Here is a 24,798-nt window from a genome sequence, read left to right on the forward strand (position 1 = left end):
CCGCGCTAGGTCGCCTGTTCACGGCAGGTCGAGCTCGATGTCGTCGACGCTCCGGACGGCGAGCCCGGCCGCGTTGCGTTCGACATCGGTCAGCTCGCTCGTGCCGAGGGTGAGCTGGTAGTGCCTGCGCGGGTCGAAGTCGGTGTGTAGCTCGACCCGGTCGAGCACGTCGGCGACCAGCTTCTTCAGGAACACTCGCGGGGCGATCCCGACCTTGCCGCCGAGCTGCCCGGTGACTGCCTGAGCCAGCGTCGCGAGGTAGGCGTCATCGACCGACGGGGCAACCCGGGCGGCGTCGGGAGAACCGGCGACGAAGAGGTCGCGCACCCGGACGCCGAGTTCGCGGAGCCCGTCCTGGGTGAAGCCAGGCAGGCGGATCTGCACAGCTCGCGGGTTGTCGAACCGGGCTTCGGTCGTGAAGTCGGTCGCCAGGCGCTGGGCCAGCGGGGGCAGGCGTTGCGCGCCTTGATTGCCCTCGAAGAAAGGAGGCGTTCCGGTGATCACGAGGTACAGGCCGGGAAACCGTCCACTGTCGATCTCGTCGATCAGCTGGCGCAGTGCGTTGAGCGCCTTGTCGCGCGAGTCAGTCCGCATCCGCTGGAGCGTCTCGACCTCGTCCAGGACGACGAGCAGCCCGGGATGGCCGCAGTCACGCAACACGGTCAGCAGGCCCTGCAGGAATCCGAACGCTCCGAAGTGGTCAAGCTCGCCCTTCACACCGGCCGCCCGACGTGCCGCGGCGGCGACGTTGGGCTGACCACCGAGCCATGCGGCCAGGCCGTCAGCGGTGCTGACGTCGCCGGCAGCCGTGGCGGTGCGGTATCCGCGCAACGCCGCGGCGAAGGTCGGGGTCGTGCGGGCGATCCCGCCCAGCCGCTTCTCCAGCAGTTCGCCGACGGCCGTGTCCAGGCCCTTAGCGTCGCTCTCCGCCACCGCACCGGCGGCGAGCACCTCCTCTTCCAGGGTGAACATCCAGTTGTCGAGGACGGGCCGCAGCGCCGAGGGCGGGAACTCCTCGGTGGTGAGGTTTTCGGTGATCCGCCGGTACAGGGTCTCCAGGCGGTGCAGCGGTGTCTCGGTCTCGGAGATCTGGACCTCGGCGGTGGCGAGGCCGCGGCGCTTGGCCCGTTCGGCGAGCCAGCGGGTGAAGAACGTCTTGCCGGCGCCGTACTCGCCACGGACGGCTTTGAAGACGGATCCACCGTCGATCACCGTGCCGAGCTCCGCGTCGACGGCGGACTCGAACCGGTCGAGGCCGACGGCGAGTACGTCGAGGCCGTTGCGGGGGACGGTGCCCCGACGCAGGGCGTCGATGACCTCCCGGCGTCGGCGCTGGCTGATCTCGACCGTCACGGTGCCGACCCTAGCTGGAACTGCTCGCGCAAGAGCCGTTCATCGAGCACCAGCGTCTGCCCGTCCGGGTCGATGTCGAGCACCGGATAGCCCTCTACCTGAAGCAGCCGACGCAGGGCAGTGATGGTGAGGTTGATCCGGTGGGCCGGGATGCCTGCCTCGGCGGCCACCGTTTCGACACGCGCTCGGCCACCTGCATCCACCAGTGCGGAGAGCAGTGCGGACACGCGGTCGTCCGGCAGGCTCGACCGTCCCAGGAGCTTGTGCCGCTTCTGGTAGATGTCGCTGTCCAGGAGGGCGGAGACCACCGCCGGCACCGCGCCCGCCGCCGCGGTCGGTGCGGGCGAGACGGGAACGGACTCGAAGAGCGTGCCCGGCGTGGTGGGCACCGCTGCGACCTCAGGCGCGGGCGCGACCGGGCCGCGCCACCAGGCCGGTGAGGCGACCGGGGCGCCCTCCCATCCCGGTACGGCGTCCTCGGCGGTGGCCGAAAGGATGGTCAGCGGGATCACGGCCTCGGCTGCACTGGCGCCACCGTGGTAGCCGGCCTTGCGCGGCGCGTAGCGCACGGTTTCCCGCCATGGCAGCACGACGCGACCGCCGCCGAAGGCGACGCGGGGCCCTTCGAACAGCAGCTCGCCTTCGCCTGCCGGGGTGTCGGCCGACCGCCACCTCGATCCGCCGGTCGGGTTGGAGCGCAACTGCATCTCCGGGCCACGGTCCACGATGTGGCCGTGGTCGGACAGCAGCACGACGATCCGGTCGTGGGCGTGCGCGAGCAGGTCACGCACGGCGCGAACTGTCTGCGTGGTCCACTCGGTGATGCCGGGCTCGGAGCTCTCCAGCGCATCGTCGATGGTGTTGACGACTGCGGCGACGAGCCGGAGCTTGGGGTCGGCCAGCGCGTCGACAACGTTCCGGTCGAGGCTGGCGCCGGAGCCGGCGCGCAGGTCGGCCTTGTGCAGCAGCCGTACGCCGGAGCCGAGCGCGGCGGCGAGGCCGTCGCGCTCCTCCGCCTGCTGGCCGACGGTGATCCGTCCGGCGAAGAGTGACGCCCGGCTGACCTGGGTCAGTGTCGGGAGGGCGGCGAGGACCCCGACCCGTGGGCCGCCGCCGGGAGTCAACTCGACCCAGCCCTGCTCGGCCACCGACTGCACCAATTCGGTGCTGGCCGACACGCTCATGCCGTCGACAACCAGGAGCAGGACGCGCCGCTTGGCGTCGAGGATCGGCCGTACCACTCGTGCTAGCACGTCCTCGACCCGCAGCATCCCGCCCGGTGCGGTGTCCGCGACGGTCGCCGCCGAGAGGAGCGTGGCGAACCGCTGGTCGTGGGCGGCGCGGCGTGCATCGACCGCAGCGTGCAGGTTCTGGTACGCGGAGGCCACGTACGGGTCGGGGTCGCCCGCCCACACATCCAGCCGGGCGCGGTCTACCCAGCCGTGCTCGGTGACCTGCCGCGCCACGGCCTCCGCGAGGGTGACCGGCTGCGGTGGCTCGGGCATGGCCAGCCAGCGCAGCAGCCGTACGGCCATCTCTGCCAGCGTTGCCCGGTCGCCGGTCGCGGCGAGCCGGTGGCGGCGCAGCGTCCGTAGCGCATCTTCGACGGCAGCCAGCGCCGCCGGCTGCGGCTTCGCCAGCGCCGCGCGGAGCTTGTCAGCGAAGTCGTGTAGCCGCGCGTTGAGCGCGGCGGGCAGCAGGTCGGAGCGGACGAGCAGGGCCTCCGCCTGGACCGCGCGTGCGATCTCCTCCGCGCGGGCGAGGACCCGGACCACCAGTTGCCGGTCCGGCCCGTCGACGGCACGTTCGACCCATGCCTGTGCGGCCTCGCCCCAGGCGACGGCATCGGCGCTGCTGGGCTGAGTGCCACCGAGAAGGTGCTCCAAACGCGCCCGTGCGGCGGTGACCGCCGTCGACAGCGGAACGTCGGGCGCCCAGAGGAGCCGTGCGAGCAGGCCGAGCGGGATGGCGTCGGTGCCGTTGCCGGCGTCGACGCACGCCATCGCCCAGCGGGCCGGTGCGCCCGCGGTGTCAGCGAGCCATGTGGCCACGCTGACGCGCAGCCAGGCGGGCAGTGCGGCGTACTGAACGACGTCGACGCTTTTGTTGACGGTCCAGTCCAGGATGCCGGCGCTGTCCAGGTCGCCGCCGCTGACGTTGAGCAGCGTCGCGCTGAGGCTGCGCATGGCATGCCCGCGGGTCAGCACGCTGCCGGTGATCGGGGGCCAGCCCTGATCGGGCGTGTGCTCGACCAGCGCCTCGGCGAGCCAGGTCCCTTCCTTGACCAGGGCCGGATCCAGGTCAGCCACCGCGAACTGGGCGCGCACCAGCTCCCATGGCTCGATGCTGACTGGGCGCAGTTTCGCGCAGTGTGCGAGTAGCCCGACCCCGAGGGTGTCCTCGTCGCAGTCGGTGAGGATCACCAACCGCTCGTCCGGCTTCTGGTCGACCAGGGCGGCGCGCATCGCCAGCGGAGAAGGACAGGCCACCACGCGCACCGGCTGCCCGCCGATGTCCAGCAGGTCCGGGGCGTTCCAGACCGGTCTGGCTTGGATCGCGAGCACCTGGCCGTCGCGGGCGCGGCGTAGCCAGTCCTGGGCCAGCCGGCGTACCTGGGCCTCGGTGGCGACCGGCACCGCGCGCGTGTCGGTCACGGCTCGACCCGCCAGGTGACGCGCACCCGCTTCCCTGGGTTGTCGGCCATGGCCTTGGAGATCTTCGCCATCTCCCGTTCCAGGCCAGCGGCGTCCGCGACGGTCGCGTCGCCGGTCGCGGTCGACACGGTGGCCGTCCCGCCGGTCATAGTCGATCCGGTGGTCGACGTGGTTGCGGTCGTTGTCGAGGTGCCTGTCGTCGTGGTGACGGTCGGCGTGGTGGCGAGCAGCTCGCTGGCCGCCTTGACTGCGGCGTCCAGCTCGGCGATCAGATCGCGCTGGAACTGGTCCCGCGTGGCGGCGTCGGCGAGCTGTTCACGCACCATGCGGGCCCGCTCCGCGCGGTCATCTGTGAGGCCGGCGATCGCGTCGAGCAGCGTCCACTGATTGCTGCGGGTCAGCGCCGCGCCCACCGGTCGGGCGGTCGTCATCGACCGGCTGGCAGTCGTGTCGTCCACGCCCAGGTCGGCGCTGGCGAGCAGCTCGACCAGCACAACCTCGTCGGTCTCCTGCGCCAGCTCTTCTAGCAGGGTGGCGACCCGGCGCGCGGTGGCAAGCCGCCCCTCCTCGGCGCCCAGATCCAAGCCCAGCGTCTGGGCGTGCCGCTCCAGCAGCCGCACAAGCTCACGGTTGGTGCCGGACTGGCCGCGCGCGACTTCCCGCACCTGCCGGGCGAGATCGGCGACGTTCGCGACCGACCGCAGCGGCGGCAGCATCAGCCCGAAGAGGCCGGCAAGCCTGCGTACCGCCTTCTGCCACGCCTCTTCCGGCGGCAAGGGCGGGTGGCGCAGCTCAAGCTCGTCGGTGATGTGCTCCAGCGGCGGCTCGGCCACCTTTCCCTCGTACTGGTACCAGCCCAGATCCTGGTCGAGCGCGAACGCCGCGATGATCAGGTTTTGCAGCGGCTTGTCCAGGCCACGGGCAGGCTGTTCGATCAGCTCGCGCAACACCCGCACCGGGAACCGGTCGGTGTAGCCCTCGCCAGCGGCGCCGCGCAACAGGTGCGGGGTCCAGAACGAGGTGGTCATGTTCAGCACGTACTTGTTTTCGACCAGCTCGCCGAGACGCAACGGGTTACAAATCCGCCGCACCGTCTGCCGATCGTTTTGCTCGACGACCACGCCGCGCGTCTCGTCGGCGACCGCTCGCCGCACGTGCTCCAGGACTTTGCGCAGGTCGGTCGGGCGGACCAGCGGCTCGTCCTCCGGCAGGTTTGGCTGTCCGGGGTAGCTCCAGGTCAGCATCTGCCCGGTCAGGTGGTCGAATGCGGCCTTGAGCGTGCCACCGACGAGGTTGTCGATGCGCAGACCACGGTCCAGCGAACGGAACACCGGCTCCGAGTCGAACTCAACGTCGGCCGCTTGGGCCGCGGCAGCCCCGTACGCCTGCTTGAGGCAGTCCAGCAAGCGGTCGCGAAGCGCCCGCTGCTGCTGCTCCAGCAGCAGCTTGGCCTGCTGCCGATCGGGCGCGGACATGTCCGACGCCAGCGCGTAGAGCCGCTCGTCGCCGCCACCGGCGAGCACGTAGTTGAGCTTGAGCAGCGTGCTGACTCCGCCGAGCCGATCCTCGGTGAGGTAGAACGGCAGCCAGAACACGGTGCGGCACTCCATTCCAGACCGGTGGAGATAGTCCACGCGGGCGAGGTCGTCCCGCCGGCTGTGCCCGGCCGCGTCAAACGGGTAGTCCACCACCAGCCGCCACGTGTCGCCATTGGGGCGAAGCGTCGCCTCGGGCAGCTCGTCCTTGTCCCGCACGTTGCCGAAGACGAGATCGATCTGGTGACGCCGGCCCCGCCACTCACGTGGGTGGCTCAGCTCGGGAGTCACCGAGTCGATGGCCTTGACGCCCAGTTCGCCGCAGATCAGCTCACGCAGCAGCCGCCGCCGCGCGCCCGGCGTATCCTCCGTCTGCGGGACCCGGTCCAGGATCGCCTGATAGTCCACATCGGACAGCTCAAGGCTGGTCACCGGATCGGGACCTTCACCGACCCGAATCTCCGGCGCCTCGGTGGACAGCTCCCGCAGCCGGCCGAGCACGATCTGCGGCTCCATGCCCGGCAGCGGGCTGGCGATGCTGCCGTAGTTGAGCGCGTGCAGCTTGGCCGCCGTCAGGTTGTTCAGCGCCGGCACGTCGGGCACCAGCGCACCGAGCAGGAGCGTCTTGACCAGGCGATCGTCGATCCGGAACGGGTGCTCGTCGCCCGCACTGGCGGCGCCGGTCTCGTCCAGGCTGTTCCGACGCAGCAGCAAAGGCCGGAGGTGGGTGCGGTAGAGCGTCCGCGCGGTCTCGAAGTGCTTGCGCAGCGCCGGCTCGTCCGGCAGTTCACCCTTGCCAACCAGCTCGTCGAAAAGCTCCGCTACGCCGATCAGGTCGTTGACCTGCAGCGTGTCCCGTCGATCGACCAGCAGCCGCAGCATGGTCTTCAGCGCGGTGCGTTCCCGCTGCAATGCCTGCGACAGCGCGACGAGCGTGGCCACCAGCGCTGGGCTGAACGGGTACAGCCGCCGGAACACCGCCTCGTCCGAGCCGATCCCCGCGTCTTCGAACTGCGCGCCCAACCGCAGCGTGTCCCACACCTCGGGCCGCCGGCTGATGCCTGCGAACGCGTCGTCGAGCACCTTCTTCGCCGCGTTGTCCTTCGGCTCCAGCAGCCGCTTCTCGGCGATCAGCGGCAGGTTGCGCTCCTCCAGCGGGATCTCCTGGAACCGGCCGCGCCCGTGCCGGAACACGTCCGAGAACGCCTGGCGCTCCGCGCCAGGCACGTGCGGGCCGAGGAACGCGGCCAGGTCACGCTGCCGGGCCACAAACGACACCAGTGGTACGGGACGGTGCGCGTCGGCCGACTCGACGAACTTGGCGAGCTTGCCGCCCTCCTGGTTGACAAACTCCAGGTTTGACAGGTGCTGCGAGAGCCACAGCACCAGCTCGTCGAGGAAGAGGACGACCACGTCGTACTCAAGGGACTTGGCATGCTGCGTAAGCACTGCGAGCCCGGTGTCGATGTCCAGGTACTCCCCGCTGTGCACGGCGCCGGAGAAGAGCGTGGCGGTCAGGTCGCTGACCAGTCGGTCTCGCTCGGGCGTACCCGGCGCGGCGGCCGCCGCGGCCGCGTAGGTCGCTGCGGTCCACCCGCCGCGGTATGCACCCCAGCCGGCCGAGCCACCGCCGGCTGATCCGCCGGAGAGGCGCTCGAAGAACTTGTCGTCCCCGATGTCCGCGCGATACTGCGCGGCATTTTCCAGCAGCGCGTCGGAGCGGTGCAGCGCCGGCGGCGGTGCATCCGGACGCAGGCGGGCGATCTGCGTCCGATAGCCACTGAATACGGCCTCTTCTACCGACCGAGCGCCGAGCATGTGGAAGGTCAGCGGCAGCACGCGGATGCCGGTAAGCCATGCGTCGGCAGCATCGATCTGCTCGGACAACTCGGTCTTGGCCCTGGCGTCCGGGTTGCCGACGAGGATCTCGTGCAGCATCGCCATGAAGTGGCTCTTACCGGCACCGAACGAGCCGTGCAGGAACGCCGCCTGCGACCGGCCCGTCTGCACCGCCTGGCCAACCAGATCGAGCGCCTGAGTGAAGTTCTTCTTCAGGCTGTCGGTGACGACGTAATCCTTGATGGTCTGCCGGGCGTGGGCCACGCCCTCGGACAGCCGCATCACGAAGTCGGAGTCGGTGACCCGTGGCGGGATCTTGATGACGTCGCGCATCAAGGTCATGGCAACTTCTCCGGTGCGAGGTCGGCCCGGCCGCGACCGAACGCGGCGAGCTCGGTGTCGATCAGGCTGGTGTAGAAGGCGGCCGGGCTGCCGACGTAGCCGGGCACGGGGTCGCTGTGCCACTGGTTCAGCCACGGCTCCAGCTCGACCAGGCCAGCCAGGAGCGGCAGCAGCCGCTCAACCGGCCAGCCCTCCTCCGTCTTGCGGCTTATGCAGAGCGTGGCGAGGGCTTGCGCCTGATCAAGGTGGTTCCACCCGGCCCATCCGATCACCGGTGTCTTGTCCGCGTCACGACCCGCCTTCGGGTACAGGATGAAGCGTTCCTTGGGCACGTCGAGCTTGCCCCGATTGCGCCAGTAGGAGGTCTTGGCGAAGTCGGCGCTCGTGTACTTTGGCGGCACGGGGATTGGTTCGTCAAGTTTCTCGCCACGGTCTTCCCGGCGCTGCAGGTCCCAGGTGCGCTCCCATTGCTCACGCTTGCGTAGCCCGCTCGGCTTGTACCGGTACCTAGCCAGGAAGGGCACCGTCTCATCCGCAACAAGCTTGGTCAGCTCGGCGGTTAGGTTGTAGTCCTCGCGTCCACAGTAGAGTGCAAGGACGCTGCGGAAGTCTTCGTCCGGTCCGATGCGGTCGGCGAGCTGCGCGACGGAGAGGACACGTGCGCGCCCGGCTTCCCGCCACAACGGCTCTGCTTCAAGCCGGTCAAGCAGCCAATCCCGTATTGCGGCCTCTTCCTGCTCAGGCCACCCCCAGGCCCGGTTCTCTCTGCTCTCCTGCCACCGCCGCTTACACTCTGGCCGCTCGATGAGCGCGATATCCTGCCGCTCCTCGATGATCTGTATCCGCCGCTCCACCACCACCGCGTATGCCTGCGGCCAATGCGCCGGAATCTCGGTCATCGGCGTCGACCCGTGCCGGGCGAACCACTCGGTCGTCGCCTCGGCGGCTGCTATCTTGCGGGCCAGCACGATCTCGAAGGCCCGCTCGCCGAGGTTGAGCCGCGGAATGGACTCCTCGGGCGCTGTCACGTCTTGGTCCAGCAACCCGTAGAGCCGATAGACCTCCCAGTCCAACTCCTCCTGAGTCGCAACCATCTCGCCTCGTATACGGTCGTATTCTGCGCGCGCCTTATTCAGCCCGTCGCGCGTCGGCGTCCCCGCTGATGCGATCGCGCTCGGAAGGACCGCCACCAACTCTTGCGCTAATTGATCGATTCGCCGCGCGCGCCGAAGCGGCGCTTCAAGCGGTATCGGAAATTCCTCCAGCTTTGTTCCCGTGAACTCCCAGTTCCACGACCACGGCTGATCGGGTATACCGCTCGACACCGTCACATTGTTCTTACAATGGCTGACCTGCTTGAGCCAGAAGCAGGCGGTTGAGGAGTTCAGCAAGCCGAGCAATGCAAGATGATCGTCGTCGCTCGCATTTTCCGGCAGCTTAATTACGGGAGCGGAACGGTTGAATATCCGCCCGTCTCGATCCAGTGCGAAGTGATTGTGTGTCGCCACGAACGCATACGTGATCGACCAAGGCGTCCGTAGTTTTTCTCGATAGAGTTCGCCATATTCGTACCAGCACAGAGAGTCGATTGTTTCGATCCATCGGCCAAAACGCTTGCGCCGTTGAAGGATTCGCCGATTGGGCCATGCTAGTCTTGTAAGCGGCCCATTCGTCGCAAGTTCCACCGGTCTCAGGTTCGCGTCGTAGGGCCAAACCGAGGAAGCTTTTGGATTAATCGAGTGATCTCTGACGGCGTCCCCCTCCACCATGGGCTTCACCGGCAGGCCACCCATCCGTCGAGCAGTGCCCACTCCGCCAAGAAAGAAGGCGTCGTCTTCGGCGGTGATTGCGACGAATCCGCTGTGCTGCGTTACGGCACTGAGCCTGCGTGCCGCGGCGGAGTCGATCGCGGCCTTAACGTCCCCTGCGCCACCGCCGGTCAAGCTCCATGGGTACCTTGACAATGCCGACCGCGGTAGATCTGCGATCGTAACATATGGGGTAGTGGCACCTGGGTGGTTAATGTTGTCGACAATTGCCTGCCACACGGGACCACCGGGCGGGTCACCCTCTTCCGCACGCTTGCCGACGACGCCCATAACTGCACGTAGAGTCGGCCTGTTTGGCAATCGCCTACGTCCCACCAGGATTACCGTTGCCGTACTGTGACCCGTAATGTCAGCACCCGAAGCATCGATAACGTGGCTTAGTTCGACCTCATGTGCGAAGAATTCCTCGATCAGTTTCTTGCCGAACTCGCGCTTCATGAATGAGTTCGCCGTAATCTTCCCCACGAATCCAGAACGCCCCGACTCGTCTCTGGGTCGAATCAACTGGAAGAAGCGCTCGGCAAATGGCACTGAGAGTGCGTACTTGCCTGCGCACGTCTTGTAATGCTGCCGATACCGTTCGTTGAGGACCTTGTCCTTGACCGGACGGTAGGGTGGATTGCCGACGGCCACCGTGTACTGGCCGGGACGCAGATAGTCGGCGAGTAGCGGTCCGTGCTCAGTGAAGTAGGGGTACTCTTCTCGCCCCTCCAGCGACGCGAGAAGGTCACCCTGGTGCGACGAGTCTGCACCCCAGCGGAGGAGGGAATCTCCTGCAGCGAGCCGCAGCCTGAACCCAGGAGCCGTCTCTAGCGACCGTTGGCCGCATGCCTGGAATGCAGCCACGAGAAGCCGGAACTTGGCGATCGCAACCGCGAATGGATTGATGTCCACGCCGGTGACCTGGTCGAGCGCCCGCTGTACCCGTACATGAGGATCCGTCGCAGGCTCGCGCTCTCTCCACAGCTTGTGCAGCCGGGCGAAAGCGCCGAGCAGGAAGTGGCCCGACCCGCAGGTCGGGTCAATGACCGAGGTCTCTTCGAGGCCGTACTCGGCGATCGATGGGGTCAGCGTTAGGTCGAGGATGAACCCCTCGACGAACTCCGGCGTCTGGAGCAGGGCGTAGCGCTTGCGCGCGTACTCGGAGAGGTCTTGGTAGAGGTCGCCAAGGAAGCGGGTGTCGAGCTTGTCATCCACAAAGGAGTGCGCGCCTGGGCCCCGCCGCCAAAAGTCGAGCAACGCCGACGCCGCGTCAGCCGAGATGGGAAAACGCCACACCGGGTTGTGCGTGTCGAGGATTCCGGCCGTAGCGCGCAAGTCGCGCAGGTGATCGAAGGCGGCGAGAATCCAGTGCCGGTCGTTGTGCTTTGGCTCCTTGAGGAAGTACGCGGTCTGCGCCTGGACCGCCGCCTCGGTCCGCCCGCCCGGACCAGCCAGCCATACACCCGAGATGAGCTGGTTGTCCTCGCAGAACCGCACGAAGACCGTGCCCAGCAGCCACGCCACCGCCGCCTGGTCGAGCTGCTCCTCGCGCCACTCCTCGTACGTCGCGCCGGTGCGGTGCCCGAAGGCGTGCTGGTACTGCTCCTCCAGCAGCTCGCGCAGCTCCGGCACGGCCGTGGACTGCTCGCGCAGGTCGTCCACGAGGGCCTTGAGCTGGCGTTGCAGGGCCTTCATCGGCAAGTGCTGGGTCACGATGCGTCCTTCGTGGCGGGGCTGTACCAGACCTCAGGCAACCACATCCATTGCGCCGCCGAGGTGACCGGGATCGGTTCGGAGTCAAGGAGCGGGGTGGCGCGCCGGGCGGGTGCAAGCAGCAGGCGGGCGGCCGGCCGGGGCACCGCGTTGTCGGCGAGCCGGGCGATCAGGTCCATGCAGGCGTACCGGGCCAGCGGTGCCGCCTCCGTGATCAGGACCGGGCCGCGTACGTCGTCTATGGCGGCGGCGACTCGAGGCGCTACCTCGTGGCGTACCGCAGTCTCCAGGTTGCGCCGGTCAGGCGCGCCCGCTGGTTGGGCGTCGGAGTCGACGACGAGCTGCCACGGTACGCCGATGGAACGCAGCGTCTCGACCAGGATGCGGGTCACGTCGACCTCGGTCAGCGGAAGCTGTTCGAGCAGTGCGCGGCGCGCGGCGGTCAGGTGCGATGGGTGTACGAGCAGGGCCAGAAATGCGTCCCGGTCCACCGCCGTCCGTAGGCGGGTCTGCGCCTCCTCGGCCGGGTCGACACCGGGCGTGCCGAGTGCGCCGACGGTGGCCTGCCGGGTTGATGTGGCGAAGAGGCTGCTGGAGGCGGCCGAAATCGGCCGGTACACCCTGGTCTGCTGGTCCCATTCGACAGCCGCGCCGGCGGCGGCGAGCAGCCGGTCCAGCGCGGGCCGGTCTGGTAGCGGCCCGGCGTGTGGGAAGCGCGCGGCCACGCGGGCGCGGAGCTGGTCGATCGTCAGGGTCTGGTTGCGCGTCAGCGCGAGGCTGCCGGCGGCCAGCCGCAACGCCCGCTCCGGGGGCAGGCCCACCGGGTACAGCTGGAGCTGCGCGTTGACCGCCACGTCGCCTGCGGCCGCGGCGGCGAGCTGCACCAGCCGGGTGTCCGATAGCTGCGGCATCGCGGCGGGTGGGGTGGTGTTACGCAGCCGCTCCACGGCGCGGGCCGGCGTGGGCAGTGGGTCAGCTTCGACGAGCTGCCGGGCGACGCGGGCGAGCTGCACGGCATACCTGGTCAGATCCGCGGCGCTGTGGATGGCGGTGGGGTCGTCCGGTTCGCGGGCGACCAACACTTCGGTGCCGAGCCTCCGCGTGCCCACGCGGGCGTCTCCGCCCATGGACAGCTCAGCATCGACGGCCGCGCGGACCAGCCCGATCGCCTGGGCGGTGCGGCGCGGTTCGGTGGCGAAGGTGCCACGAGAGCCGATGAGAGCGTGTGCCAGTTCGGTCGCGGACATGACGCCGCCCCGCTCATCCAGCAGGGTGACCAGCTCGTTCCGTACCAGGGAAAGGTTTTCGTCGCGGGCCCAGCGCGCGACGTGCTTCGACATCACCCGGCTGAGCTGTGGCTGAGCAATTCCCGACGCTTGTGCCGCGTGGCCTTGGCTTGGCCAGCGCAGGTGGCCGGCATCGCCGGCCGGTGCGACGCCCAGCATCACGCGCAGCGCCGCGACCTCGGCCTTGTTTCGTGCGGTCTCTGCGGGGATGAGCGTTTCGATGAGGCTGTCGATGCCGCTGGCACGGACCGGCTTCTCAGCAGCCGCTTCCTCGGCAGGTGTGGGGGTGAATTGCAGCCGGAGTTCCTTGGCCCGCTTGCGGATCTCCGTCTTGGTGGCTTGCGGGACGCCTTCCAGCCGGGACAGCGCCATGGCGTCGTAGTCGACCAGCTCGCCAACGGTGTGTACCCCGAAGCGCTCCAGCGCGGAACGTGCCCGCGCGGTCAAGCCGACCAGGTCGAGGGGGGTGTCCTTGGTGACCGGCTGTGCGGGTTCTGCGGGAAGGTGTTCGACGGGCGCGGCCGGGGCGACGTCCTTGAAGATGAGCCGCCACGCGTCGGCCATCTCTTCGATCGTGTCGAACCGGTCAGTGGTCTCCCTTGCCAGGGCACGCCGGAAGAAGGTGCTGAGCCGGTCGGCAACGTCCGGGTCGAAGAGTTCGAGTCGGATCGTCACCTCGTCGGCGATAGTCGCCGGGTTGGCGATCCCATCGCCCCAGCGAGGCAGCGTCCCGGTGGCCATCTCGTAGAGCGTCACGGCGGCGGCGAAGCGTTCGGCGGCCAGATCGAAGCGGGTCCGCCGTGGTGGGCCGAGGAAAGGATCGAGGTATTGGGGCGTGCCCGCACCGATCTGCTCGGCCGGGGTCGCGGCGAGCGAGAAGTCGAAGATGCACAGGTGGGGCTGCTTGTCCTTGGGCCGTGGGCGGGCGGCGAGGTTGGCTGGCTTGATGTCGCGGTGTGTGGCGCCCTGGCCGTCCAGGAACGCGACGATGTCGAGGAGGTCGCGGCCGTATCGCTCCAGCAGGTCCAGACTCAGCCGGCCGTGGGACTGCAGCTCCTCGGCCAGGGTCGGCTCGCCGGCGTACTCCAGAAGCAGCGCTGTGCGGTGACCGACAGTGACCGTGCCCTGTACGAGCTGGGCGACCTGCCAGTGTTTGAGGCCGCGCAGCCGGGCGGCCTCGTCTTCCAGACGCTGCCGCTTGTCCTCGTCGCGGGCCACCTTGAGCACAAGCGGCCGGTCGTCGCCTTCCCGCCGCACCAGCAATGCGGTCGCCGTGGCGCCGGAGCCGAGCCGACGCTCCACGACCAGCCCGCTGTCGAGCACCTCACCCCCGCGTGCCTCTAGCGGGTCGACCACCTCGGCGGGCTCCGGTGTGGTCAGTTCGTCCTCGACCTCGTCGAGGTGCTCCAGAAACTGGGTCACGCTTACCGTGCGGTCCGCGGTGTTGCCCATTGTCGCGTCGGCCACGAGGTAGTCGAGCATGGTGGGTACGCCGTCGGCAGCGGCGCTGAGCTGCAGGCTGCCAAGCTCGGTGATCGTCGCGTGCAACTCCGCGGCGGTGCGTGCCGGCGGTTGCCCAGCGATGATCAGATACGCCAGCGCGCCGAGCGCGAAGATGTCCAGCAGGTGGCCGGGCGCGTTTGGATTGGTGGTCAGCTCTGGTGCCTGATAAAGCCGGCTCACGTCGTCGGCGAGTTGATCAAGGTGCTGCGTGCCGCCGAGGAGTGTCGCCTGGGTGGTGGTCGTGCCGATCCGGCCGCCGGTCTGCCAGTCGGTCACCACCAGCCGCGGGCGGGTCTTGCTGGCGTCGCATACCAGGATCGAGCGCGGGTTGAGGCCGCGGTGCACGAGGTGGCGGGAGTGGGCGTACTGGACGATCTCGGCGAGGTCGCGCACCACGTTGAGCCGCTGCTCCAGCGTCAGCTTGTCACCCTGCTCGGCCAGCCAGTGGTCCAGTCGCACGGCATCGCGGTCGTGCTCGAAGACCACCGCCGGGCCGAACTCGTGGTCGACTAGGTCGGTCGCGTGCGCGATACCAGGGTGGTGGATGCCCTGCAGCAGACGGAACTCCCGCTCGGCGGCGCGCTGGATGATGTCGCGGTCGTCGGCGCTCGCCTTGGAAGTGAGGTAGAACCGCACACGGCGCACAAGGGAGGTATCGATCTTGTGGTCGGCGAGGAAGTCCTGCCAACCCATCCCTTCCGCGTACGGCTTCGGCTGGAGCAGGAGCTGACCGATGGTGCGGTCGGCCACGGACGGGCGGATCCCGGCAGCCTCGATCAGCGCGACAATCTCTCGCGCCCGGGTGCGGTCGACCAGGTCGCGGGAGTCGGTGGGCTGCTTGGTGAGCAGTTCCAGGATGCTCGGCAGGCCGCTCCTGGCATCGTTGGCCAGGCCGTACACGTGCTGCCGGCCCACTTCGTCCAGGCGAGCCCGCATGCCGTGCGCGTGTAGGAAGATCGCCGCACGGACGAACGGCACTCTCACCCGTCTCGGTGACTGCCGGTTGTAGTGCTCCAGCAGGCTGGCCAGCCGTTTGGCCTTGCGGTTGGCGAGGATCAGCGGGTTGTCGGTGATGCGGGTGTTTCCGTTCGGCGAGCGAATCCGCCACCGCACGCCATCACCGCTGATCTCGCCCTGCCAGTGCTTGAGCTCCACGAGCTGAAGGCCGCTGGGCGTCACGACCAGTAGGTCGACCTCGTTCATGGAGCTGTCGGGCGCGAGAAACTCGACGTTGGCCCAGGCGAAGTACGGGTCGGTGTCCGGTAGCAGGATCTTGACGTGCCGGAGGCCCGCCCGCTCGTGCGGCCACTGACTGATGTTGATCTCCCGCCAGCGCGGCGAGTCGTCCCTAATTGCGATCCCCTCCCCATGCAGCCAGGTCGACGCCCGTCCCTACACGCCGAGAGTCATCAGGCTACCGACCGTTGCTGATCTCCAGCACGCCCATTTGGCTGCATAGTTCCGGACAGAAGATCGCACCATGCCGACTCAAGCATCGACGAGTTCACTGTCGGTCGGGTCTTCGGCCTCGTCCTCGAACGCGGCCGGGCTCTCCGCCTCCGCATCCATGACCTTCTTGCCCATCGCCTCGCCAATCAGCGCCAACAGGTGTTCACGTCGAGCGGCGAAGAATGCCTCGAAGTCGGCGGCTCGCAGCGCGGCGGGATCTACAAGGTGTGTGGCGAGGATTGCGTCCAGGTCCCTTCCGCTGATGCCGGCAGCAGCCTCGATCTTCGTCACGTAGTCAGCCGGCGATCTGCCGCCGATTCTCCGGTTGGTTTTGGCGGACAGAGCGGTCTTGTTGACAATCGACTCGCGCTTGGCGCGGTCCACCTTCACGCGATCACACCACGCCTTTGGAAAGATGTGGTGGATATCCACGTTAAGTTCGAGGAAGCTCGCTATGTTGAGTTGTTGCTGGTAGATCCAGTCCATGCAGCCCTCCCGCATGAGGAGGGCGTAGATGCCCTTGTAGGCAGCGCTGTTGCGGGTGCGCAAAGTCAAGAGACGCGACGATTGGAAGCTTGCCTCCGATACCGTCCCCGGCTCCGGCCCGCTGTCGCGGATCCACGCCACGACCTGCTCCAGGTCTCGGGCAAACCGGGTCTCGGTCGAACCGCCGTACAGCTCACCGAGCACGCCGGACCAGTACCAGCGGCGTAGCTTTGCGCCCCACGAGTGAGTGTCAGCATCAGGCCCAAGCATCGCTTTGATGGCCGCGAGTGGCACCAACTGCGAACGATACGGCACGTCCGCGGACTTGAAGACGTGCTGCTGAGCCAGGAAGCCAGCCGCCCACAGGAGGCCAGCCTCCACCCTCGGGGAATACTCGATGTAGTCGGCCAACTTGAGTCGCAGGATGTCTCGCCGCTTGCAGGACACGCCTGGCGCCTGAGCCGCGTCTCTGCCCTGCGCGAGGTGGTCCATGCGCCGCGCGTACGTCGTCACCAGCGACACGGCCTGTAGGAAGTCAGTGTTCTCCACACCACGCAGGACAGGCTTGGTGTCCAGGCGCTTCTTGCGCTCGTGCCAGTCATCGTTGAGCCGGAAGTCTGGAAATGCCTTGTCGCCGGCGAACGTGGCAGTGAGCAACTCGAAGACGTTCAGCGGCACTCCGCCGGTGTTGACCTTCTCGAAGACCGTGCAGACCGCCTCCTTCGGTGTGGACTTCTTCAGCACGATCACCGGCACGGTGTAGCTGATGATGTTGTTGAGCACACGCTGGAAGAACTCATTCCACCGAGCTGCCCGCGTCGGGTCGCCACCGACGTACTGCGTGTTCCACTCGAAGATCTTCGGCATGTCGAAGGCGAGCCAGAGCGGGAAGACATCGTTCTTGCACTGCAGCTCAGTCGTCGAGTAGTCGGCAGTGACCGTCCGACCGAAGTCGTCGCGCAGCTTCAAGTCCGGCGGGACCGAGATGATGGCTTCTTCGCGATCCCCGTCGTCACCGAGGGCCTTCTCGATGTCGATCAGGTACCACCGCTGCAGCTTCTTGCCGCGCGGGTCGAACGTGTTGACCGGCCGTTGCGCCCTCACCGCCTGGTAGAGGGAGGTAAGTCGCTGCTGGCCATCAAGCAGGAGCTGCTCCGGCGAAACGGTGCCGGCCTCGGGAACGCCAGAGATCAATTTGGGCGCCAGGTTGACGTCAGGCCCACCGGTCTCCAACATCATCACCACACCGATGGGGTATCCGAGCGAGACAGTGGCAAGCAGGCTCGCGATCCGCGGATCTTCCCACTTCCACTCTCGCTGGAAGTCGGGCAACTGCACCTTTCCTGCTTCAACGTCCGCCATCAGCACGCCGAGGTTCATGTCCGGACTATCGAAAGGCACAGCTACCACCCAATCCAGTCAATGGATGTCCCCAGTTAGCCTCGTCCGAGATCTACCTGCGACATAGCCCACGATCGGTGGAAAAGCGTGTCCGAGTGGACGGCTCGGGCATGCGCCGACGAGCTTCCATAGAGGGCGATCCGGTAGGCGCGGTGGTGTCAAAGTACTACGCGACACTCGCCCACCGGTATCCGCACCGGTCGGCCAGCCGAGGGCGCTGCACCATCGACAGGGCGCGTCACCACGGCGGCGCTAACCGATCTGCGGGCTGACGGCACCTACCGTCTCATCGCATTAGGCCAGCGAGTATGCGGTTCAGGTCGGTGAGGTCAGGCACTACGAGTTCCGCTCCAGCGTCCCGTAGCTCGTCTGCGCTGTCGCGGCCAGTCGCTACGCCCACGATCGCCGCTCCGCCGTCGTGCGCCGCGCGCACGTCGTTGGCTGTGTCACCCACGACGACCGTGTTGTCCCGCGTGAAAGCCGTCCCGTATCGCGCTCCAGCACGCTCCTGAGCGACGGGCACCAGCCTCGCCCGCTCAGAGTCGTCCTCCCCGTAGGCGCCGGCGTCAAAGTCGATGTGCTGGCCCAAGCCGAACGCGCGCAGCTTCACGACAGCCACGCCCCGGAGGTTGCCGGTCAGCACGGTCTGGACCGGCCATGGCAGCTCGGCCAGGGCAACGAGCACATCAGCCGCGCCGGGCAGTATCCGGCCTTGGCTGCAGAGTTCATCGATGTGAGACTCGTACTGCCGCACCAGTTCCGCCGCGTACTGCCGTTCGAGGTTGGCGCTCGACTCGATGCCGTGCCGTTCCAGGGTCTCAGCGAAGATCGCCAGCTCGGTGCGCCCGGTGGGCTCTACCACGTGCTCCAACGGTCGGCCGGCTACCACCTCGAATGCCTGTCGATAGAGCTGCGTACCGAGTCCGCGCGTTTCGATCAGTGTGTGGTCGATGTCCCATAGCACCAAGCGGCGCCCGACTGGGTGAGTGGCCATTGCCCGAGTCTTCCACGGCGGGCGTAGCCTCTCACCAAGAGCAGCACTTGGCCGCGTTTTCGTGTGGATGCGTGAAGGTGGTGTGGCGTGGAGAGCCAGGAGTGGGCGATAGGCCAACGGATCGCCAGCCACAGGGGCCGCTGTGGACTGACCCAGGAAGAACTTGCGGGCCTGGTCGGCATATCTCTATCCATGATGAAGAAGATCGAGTCCGGCGATCGGCTCGTCACCCGGTTTTCCCTGCTCGTCCTCTTTGCACAGGCGCTACGCATCAAGGATCTGCGGGAGCTGACCGGAGTTCCCCTGGCCCTCATGCCGGACGGCCGCCGCGGGCACCCCTCGGCCAACGCCGTGTACGCCGCGCTCATGGACCGCGGGCGAAGTGTTGCGGAACCGGTAGACCTTGCGGATTTGACACGTTGTATCGAACACGCCTGGCGGACCTGGCAGGCACCGTCGGCCTTTCGCTATGACGCGGTGGGCCAGCAGCTTCCTGAACTGCTCCGGCATGCTCAGAGCGCTGTGTGTGGGCTCGAAGGCCGTCAACGGCGCGAGGCTCTGCGACTTGCCAGCACCTTGTATCAACTCACCCGGACCTGGACCAAGCGTGTCGGCGAGTACGAGCTGTCCATTGTGGCCGCCGATCGAGCGGTGTCGAGTGCGCTAGATGCCGATGATCCGGACCTCGCTGGCGCTGCGGCATGGAACCTCGCCATGATCTTGTCGGCACAGGGCAAGACCGAGCACTCGCGCGCGGTCGTGCACCAGGCGATCGCGGAGCTGAAGCCTCGATTGGACCGGCCGTCCGCGAAGCGCTTGGCCGTATTCGGTGGACTCCACCTCCTAGGTGCGACCGAGGCTGCCCGCGATGACAACACCGGCGAGGCGCAGCAGCTCCTGGGCGTCGCCGGAACGGTTGCGGCGAAGACGGGCGAAACCAACCACTTCCGCATGGTGTTCGGGCCGACGAACGTCGCGCTGCACCGGGTCTCAACCGCTGTCGAGCTTGGACGCCTTGGCGACGCGCTCCATTTGGTCGAGCACACCGACGTCCAGCAGACCTCAGCAGTCGAACGGCGGCTCACGTTCCATCTGGATGCCGCCCGCTGCTACCTGCATAAGCGAAACGATGTCGCAGCCGTACACATGATTCAGCGAATCCATCGCGAGTCCCCAGAGGAGTTGCGCTACAGCTCCATCGTCCGTGGGACGCTCACCCAGCTCAGGAACCGGGCCAAGCCCGCTGTTCATGCAGAGCTTCGACCGCTTCTTGAAGCGGCAAGCTTGCCAGCGTAAGCGGGTTCCTCGCCCTCTTGGTACACCAGGTGTGTCCTTCACCCGGCGTGAGCCAACAGCCTCTTTGAACGCCATAGCGTCCGTGCTGGCACCGAGACGACAAGGCGTGCGGTATGGGTCCCACGTCGTTCGGCCCGGTGCGTTGGAGAAGGCCCCGGCCGGACGTGACACGTGCCTCCATCCGGCCGGGCGTCCAAGGAGGCATGCGTCCAATTGGTCGCCGAAATGGCAGGTGCCGGGTGCCAACCAGAAAAGAACAGCCCGTCCCTTCGTTGCGGGCCCGTCTCCTGGGCACGCGGATGCGGGCGTTGCGCGAAGATCGAGGGCTCACCCGCCGGTTCACGGCCGAGCAACTCGGGGTGGACTACTCCGAGGTAAAAGATCTTGAGTATGGAACACGGACCTTTCACCAAAACCGTCTCACCACGCTACTGGATCTTTACGGGGTATACGAACACGCCGAGCGTGAACACCTCGTCGGCTTGGCGCGGGACGCCTTTCGGCTGCCACAGTGGGAGGACCACTTCGACGCTCCGGCGCTGGGCGTGTCGATGTTGGACAGTCTGTGGCTGGAGTCGGCCGCTGAACGGATCCGGTGCTACAGCGCGGCTGTCGTTCCCGATCTCTTGCGCACGGCTGGCTACGCGGAGGCAGTGGTCCGCCGTGAACACGGTCCCACCTTGCCGGAAGAGCACCTGACCTGGTGGATGCAGGCGTCAAAACGGCGCCAGCAAGTCCTTGGCCGTACGCCATTGCGGGCGGTAATCGCGGAGATCGCGCTGCACCGCCGGGTCGGTGCCGCAGTCGACACGCTCTGCGCCCAGCTCGAACACCTGGCAGCCGTTGGGCGTGCCGGTTCGATTGAGGTGGGGGTGCTGCCCACGGAGGCCGGCTACCTGCTGGGCATGGACAGCTCATTCACCGTCTTCGACCTGCCTCAGACGTTTCTCCCGATCGCGGCGTGTAGCCAGCGTCGGGATGGCGTCGCCATCGAGGACGGCGCGGCCGCCGGCTGGTACGCGGATGCGTTCGACCGGCTGTGGGCAGCGACTTTACCGGCGGCGGATTCGGCTCAGCTGATCGCCGAGCTGGTTGAACAAATGTCCGTGCATTCGAGGAATTGACGAAGGGATGGTGTCGCACGATGCCGACGGAGCGAAAACAGTTCGTCCAGACGGTACGCTCCCAGTTTCTGGGCGACCGGATGCGGCAGTTGCGGGAGGATCGCGGGCTGACGCTCAAGTACATCGCCGCGTACCTGGGCGTGGAGTTCTCCACGCTCGCGCGCTATGAGCGAGCAGAGTGGCCGTTCCGCCGCGACCATGTAGTCGCTCTGCTGGACGTCTACGGGGTATTCGACGATGCGCAGCGCGCTGCCTTGGTCGACATGGCTCAGCAGGCGTGGCGGATCAACGAGTGGCAGCCCACCGACGACCGCAACGACGCTTCCGTGAGCACCGGCGGAATGCCTGTGGACGACTGGTGGCTTCAGGATCGCGCGGCGGAGTTGTGCATCTACGCCAACACATTGCTCCCCGAGGTGGTGCAGAGTCGCGACTACGCCGAAGCGACCCTCGGGCGCACGGGACTCCAACCGATGGTGGTGGACAGGCTCGTACGCCAGCGGATCGAGCGGCAGCAGGCGTTGGAGGACAAGAAGCCAGCAACCCGGCTCGAGATCCTGATCGAGGAGTCGGTCCTGCACCGTCCTGTCGGTGGCCGCGTGGTGCTGGAGCAACAGATGCAGCACCTGGTTCGGCTGGTCGAGCAGCGGCCACACGTCAAGGTCCGTGTCCTGCCCGCCCGCGTCGGCTGGCATCCGGGCATCGCTGGGGCCTTCACGGTGTGCGAGATGCAGCGGCCGTACCCGCCCATCGCGCTGGTCCACCACCTCGGCGGTCGGCTGATAGTCGAAGCGGCCGCCGCCAAGCGATACGTGACCGCGTTCCAGCAGCTTCGCGAGATCGCGCTGGACCAGATGAGCTCCTTCGACCTCATCACCAACGCCGCAGGCACCACCAACAAGCAGGAGGTCTCCGCATGAAGATGATCCCGTTCAACAGCGAGGCGTCGCGGACCGCGGTCACCGTGGGCGCGCAGCGGATCGCGGCATACGCGGACAAGCACGCCATCGCCATCGACCCGTCCCAGTGCGAGGACCTGGCAGAGCTGCTGTTCGGTGACTACCGCGCCTTCCTCGCCGGCCTCACCCACACGACGGGAGCCCTCGACGCGGACGGCCACGGAGGATGAGTCCGAGCCTGCCGCCCACCGGATCGGGTGGGCGGCAGGCGTGGCAAGCAATGCCCCGCACGGTGATCGACAGGCCTGGCTACCGTGCGCGTCGATCGGACCGCGTTGGTGCCACATAGTGGTCGGGCCGCACGTAGCTGCGGCTCGTGCTGGGCGCGCTCCGGCCGACGCGGGCCGGCGGGGCGTACCGGCTCAGGAGCGAAGCTGCCGCCCGGGCGGCCTGGGATTGGTGCAGTCGCTGCTGGGCTTCGCGGATGTCGGCCAGGTACTCGGCGATGGCGGCGATGTTGAGGATCAGGTGCAGCGCGGCGGTCGTGTCCGTGTCTTCGCTGACCGCGCCCATGACGGAGATCAGCCGGGCCATCGACCGCAGTTGCCCGGCGTAAGACACATTCGGCGCGCGTGGAGGCCGTTGCTGCTCGTAGGCCGCTCGGTCCAGCGCCTCGGCCGCCGCAGTCAACGGGCCGTCCCGATCACTCTCCCAGGCATGAGCGGCGGCGGAGAGAACGTCGGCGGCTGCGCCGGCGATGTCCGTGGCGGTAGCGGCGTTCATCTGTCCGGCAGCGCTGCGGGCGGCGTCGGCCGTGTCCCGGTACAGACCGGGATGCGGCGGGAACGCGTCCGCCGCGATCCTCGCCGCGTTGCGTGGGCGCGGCGTCGGCCTGTTCGGCGAACTGGCCCATCGGGCACGGAGCCGGGGCAGTGAGAGGTCTGCGGCGAGGCGGCCACCGCCGTACCAAATGCTGTCGCCGGCCGCGGTGGTGTGGTCAGGTAGCCCGACCGCGTAGCCGGTCACCTGGCTGGGGTTGCGGCTGCTGTGCCGCAGCTTGACCTCGACGCCGGCTGCGGCCAGCCGGGCGAAGAAGTCGGCCTCGCCGGTCGCAGTCGTGGCGGTCGTGCGGATCTGTCGTCGGAGCAGTTCCTGTGGCGCTGCCCGCCTGCCGAGCCTCGCGGTCTTGTTGAGTTCGGCTGGGCGTGGCCAGCCGCGCGAGCCGGCGCCGGGTGGGGCGACTCGGTAGAGGCCGTAGCGTTCCTCCAGCTCCCGGCAGGCTTGTTGGGCGCGGAGCTTGTCCTTCCACGCCCACGCGGTGCGCCGGTCCTGCCGGACGAGGGTGGCGACGAGGTGGATGTGGTCGTCGGCGTGGCGTACGGCGACCCAGCGAACGGCGCGGTGGTCGCCGTGTGGGGCGAGCCCGACGGCAGCCATGACCTCGCCGGCGATGTGCGCCCACTGGTTGTCGCTCAGGGTGCGGTCGGTGGGATGGGTGCGGATCGAGCAGTGCCACACCGTCTGGCGGGGCGGGTTGCGGCCGCCGGTGACCGGCTGCTCCAGCAGATCGGTTAGCTGGCGTACGTCGCGCTTGCCGTCGGCTCTGGTCGGTGGTTCCAGGGTGGCGAGTGGGCCTGCGTCGGTCCAGGCAGCGACCAGGTGCGGGTTGGTGTGCTCTTCCCGCTTGCCTGGGCCGAACAGGTAGCGCAGCAGGCCGCCGACCTTCGTGCCGCGCGGGTGGATAGCGGGGATCATCGCAGCCGCCGGTGCACCGCCGATACCACCTCGTCCAGCGCTTGGACTGTGCGGACGCAGGTGGCGACCGCGGAATGCAGCCAGGCGGGCGCCTTGCCGACGCTGTTGAGCGCGGCGACTGCTTGGTTGAGGTTGCCACCTACCCGGTTGACGGCGGTGCGGGCGTCGAACAGCTCGGCCTGCAACTCGGCCAGGGCCTCGTGCTCGGTCGCGGCGGGCGTTGTCACGGTGTGCTGGTTACGGGCGGCGACGAGTGCCGCTTCCGCGCAGTATCCGGTCGGTGTCAGCCCCGCCCTGCGGGCGGCGGTGAGAACTTCGGTGTACTCGTCGTCGCTGAAGCTCGGGTTGATCCGCCGCATCCGGCGCTGCGGCAGGCGTGCGCGGTCACGCCCGGCGCGCCGTCGGGGGCCTGGCGCCCATCCTTGCGGTACCTGCCCATACATATCTTGTCCCTCTGCCGGCGCCGAGCATCGTTCCTCGGAGAACGGTGAGGCCCTGGGGTGGGCGGCAGCGCTGCCCGTAGCGCCCGCTACGACGGTCGGCAACGCCGTAACACCTCCTGCTGACCGCGCCCGGTCGGCAGGAGGTGTTACACGAACTCCAACTTGCTCCCGCGCTACTCAAGATCCGTCGAGGCTGACGGACTACGCTCCGGAGACCTTGGGCTCTCAGTGCGATCCACTTCCGCTTCCGGTTCCGCTTCGGACCGCAAGAGCGGAAGTAGCCGGAAGTAACTTCCGCTTGGGCTCTTCCTCCTCTGGGCACCGCATGGCTGAGACCGGATAAGAGGAGGTCGCTGTGCAGCCATCCGGCGAGGAGCACGTGCCGGTCGAGCAGCAGGTGCGCGAGCAGGGCGTCCGACCACTCGTCTCAGCCGACGAGCTAATCGTGCCGGGCATGTTCGAGTCCGATGAGGACCTGGCCGAGTTCCTCACCGATCTGTGCGCGTCGCGCCGGTTGAGCTGATCGCAGCCGTCCCCCAATAGCAGGATCGGGCAGTATCGGACCATGCCCCAGCCGCCACCGGTGTCGACCAAGACCAGCTTGCGTCAGTGCCTGTCCCGGCATGCTCAGCAGCGCTGGCCTGCACTGAGCGAGGTCCGGGTGCGCTACCGCGGCAACTTCGCCTATGTCGAAGGGCATCTGCCCAATGGCGTCACCCTGCCGCTGTTCCGGCTGCGCTACGGCGGCTCGGCCAGCATCTGGGGCTTCGCCATCTACCTGGCCAGCCGCGATGCCTACCAGGACTCCGTCCTTCCTAGCGGGCGTCGCGCCGGCAGCCCTGAGGAAGCGCTCGACTGTGCCTGCGGCCTCTACCTGAACGATCCCACCGCCTGGACGCCGCTGCCGAACTGACG

15 protein-coding genes are annotated in these 24,798 nt (G+C 67.8%); 6 read left to right on the forward strand and 9 right to left on the reverse strand.

The annotated features are described in order from the left end of the window. Positions 1–18: 18 nt before the first annotated feature. The 7 genes from brxD to ACFFIA_RS34875 form a co-directional block, all read right to left on the reverse strand. On the reverse strand, positions 19–1,353 hold the full coding sequence (gene brxD, locus ACFFIA_RS34845; protein ID WP_377259596.1) for a BREX system ATP-binding protein BrxD: 1,335 nt from the start codon (positions 1,351–1,353) through the stop codon (positions 19–21). Then, positions 1,350–4,007 carry a BREX-2 system phosphatase PglZ gene (gene pglZ / locus ACFFIA_RS34850; RefSeq protein ID WP_377259599.1) on the reverse strand — a complete coding sequence of 886 codons (2,658 nt, stop codon included), beginning with the start codon at positions 4,005–4,007 and terminating at the stop codon, positions 1,350–1,352. Before pglZ ends, brxD begins: the two co-directional genes overlap by 4 nt. Further along, entirely contained in the window at positions 4,004–7,723 is a 3,720-nt protein-coding gene (locus tag ACFFIA_RS34855; protein ID WP_377259602.1) for a DUF6079 family protein, read from the reverse strand. Before ACFFIA_RS34855 ends, pglZ begins: the two co-directional genes overlap by 4 nt. Next, on the reverse strand, positions 7,720–11,247 hold the full coding sequence (gene pglX, locus ACFFIA_RS34860) for a BREX-2 system adenine-specific DNA-methyltransferase PglX (protein WP_377259605.1): 3,528 nt from the start codon (positions 11,245–11,247) through the stop codon (positions 7,720–7,722). Before pglX ends, ACFFIA_RS34855 begins: the two co-directional genes overlap by 4 nt. Next, entirely contained in the window at positions 11,244–15,410 is a 4,167-nt protein-coding gene (gene pglW, locus ACFFIA_RS34865; RefSeq protein ID WP_377260279.1) for a BREX system serine/threonine kinase PglW, read from the reverse strand. Before pglW ends, pglX begins: the two co-directional genes overlap by 4 nt. 114 nt (positions 15,411–15,524) lie before the next feature. Continuing rightward, positions 15,525–17,351, reverse strand: a complete 1,827-nt coding sequence (locus tag ACFFIA_RS34870; RefSeq protein WP_377259608.1) for a GmrSD restriction endonuclease domain-containing protein — start codon at positions 17,349–17,351, stop codon at positions 15,525–15,527. Between the two features lie 307 nt (positions 17,352–17,658). After that, on the reverse strand, positions 17,659–18,366 hold the full coding sequence (locus ACFFIA_RS34875) for an HAD family hydrolase (RefSeq protein WP_377259611.1): 708 nt from the start codon (positions 18,364–18,366) through the stop codon (positions 17,659–17,661). Between the two features lie 87 nt (positions 18,367–18,453). Between ACFFIA_RS34875 and ACFFIA_RS34880 the strand changes: the two genes are divergently transcribed. From ACFFIA_RS34880 to ACFFIA_RS34895, 4 genes are all read left to right on the forward strand, one after another. Beyond that, a complete protein-coding gene (locus tag ACFFIA_RS34880) occupies positions 18,454–19,662 on the forward strand; it encodes a helix-turn-helix domain-containing protein (RefSeq protein WP_377259614.1) in 1,209 nt (402 codons plus the stop codon). 299 nt (positions 19,663–19,961) lie between these two features. Further along, positions 19,962–20,786 carry a helix-turn-helix domain-containing protein gene (locus ACFFIA_RS34885; protein ID WP_377259617.1) on the forward strand — a complete coding sequence of 275 codons (825 nt, stop codon included), beginning with the start codon at positions 19,962–19,964 and terminating at the stop codon, positions 20,784–20,786. Between the two features lie 20 nt (positions 20,787–20,806). Next, positions 20,807–21,706 (forward strand): helix-turn-helix domain-containing protein, encoded by a 900-nt coding sequence (locus ACFFIA_RS34890; protein WP_377259620.1) that lies wholly within the window; start codon positions 20,807–20,809, stop codon positions 21,704–21,706. Further along, positions 21,703–21,915: a hypothetical protein gene (locus ACFFIA_RS34895; protein ID WP_377259623.1), complete on the forward strand. Its 213-nt coding sequence runs from the start codon at positions 21,703–21,705 to the stop codon at positions 21,913–21,915. The genes ACFFIA_RS34890 and ACFFIA_RS34895 overlap by 4 nt, the downstream gene beginning before the upstream one ends. A gap of 79 nt (positions 21,916–21,994) precedes the next feature. On the opposite strand, the gene ACFFIA_RS34900 is transcribed toward ACFFIA_RS34895, so the two are convergent. Then, positions 21,995–23,440 (reverse strand): relaxase/mobilization nuclease domain-containing protein, encoded by a 1,446-nt coding sequence (locus ACFFIA_RS34900; protein WP_377259626.1) that lies wholly within the window; start codon positions 23,438–23,440, stop codon positions 21,995–21,997. Then, positions 23,437–23,799 (reverse strand): hypothetical protein, encoded by a 363-nt coding sequence (locus ACFFIA_RS34905; protein ID WP_377259629.1) that lies wholly within the window; start codon positions 23,797–23,799, stop codon positions 23,437–23,439. Before ACFFIA_RS34905 ends, ACFFIA_RS34900 begins: the two co-directional genes overlap by 4 nt. 439 nt (positions 23,800–24,238) lie before the next feature. Here ACFFIA_RS34905 and ACFFIA_RS34910 point away from each other — a divergent pair, with 439 nt between their 5' ends. Beyond that, positions 24,239–24,406, forward strand: coding sequence for a hypothetical protein (locus tag ACFFIA_RS34910; protein WP_377259632.1), 168 nt, complete (start codon positions 24,239–24,241; stop codon positions 24,404–24,406). Positions 24,407–24,466: 60 nt separating this feature from the next. Then, positions 24,467–24,796: a hypothetical protein gene (locus ACFFIA_RS34915; protein WP_377259635.1), complete on the forward strand. Its 330-nt coding sequence runs from the start codon at positions 24,467–24,469 to the stop codon at positions 24,794–24,796. The last annotated feature ends 2 nt before the right edge of the window (positions 24,797–24,798 follow it).

This window comes from Phytohabitans kaempferiae (assembly GCF_042433955.1).
GTDB classification, from domain to species: Bacteria; Actinomycetota; Actinomycetes; order Mycobacteriales; family Micromonosporaceae; genus Phytohabitans; species Phytohabitans kaempferiae.

What these genes read in the sequence shown, in the direction of transcription:
- ACFFIA_RS34855 (WP_377259602.1), bottom strand. Translation starts at nt 7,723, where the DNA reads ATGACCTTGATGCGCGACGTCATCAAGATCCCGCCACGGGTCACCGAC.
- ACFFIA_RS34905 (WP_377259629.1), bottom strand. Translation starts at nt 23,799, where the DNA reads ATGCGGCGGATCAACCCGAGCTTCAGCGACGACGAGTACACCGAAGTT.
- ACFFIA_RS34900 (WP_377259626.1), bottom strand. Translation starts at nt 23,440, where the DNA reads ATGATCCCCGCTATCCACCCGCGCGGCACGAAGGTCGGCGGCCTGCTG.
- ACFFIA_RS34870 (WP_377259608.1), bottom strand. Translation starts at nt 17,351, where the DNA reads ATGAACCTCGGCGTGCTGATGGCGGACGTTGAAGCAGGAAAGGTGCAG.
- ACFFIA_RS34875 (WP_377259611.1), bottom strand. Translation starts at nt 18,366, where the DNA reads ATGGCCACTCACCCAGTCGGGCGCCGCTTGGTGCTATGGGACATCGAC.
- ACFFIA_RS34895 (WP_377259623.1), top strand. Translation starts at nt 21,703, where the DNA reads ATGAAGATGATCCCGTTCAACAGCGAGGCGTCGCGGACCGCGGTCACC.
- ACFFIA_RS34885 (WP_377259617.1), top strand. Translation starts at nt 19,962, where the DNA reads ATGCGGGCGTTGCGCGAAGATCGAGGGCTCACCCGCCGGTTCACGGCC.
- ACFFIA_RS34890 (WP_377259620.1), top strand. Translation starts at nt 20,807, where the DNA reads ATGCCGACGGAGCGAAAACAGTTCGTCCAGACGGTACGCTCCCAGTTT.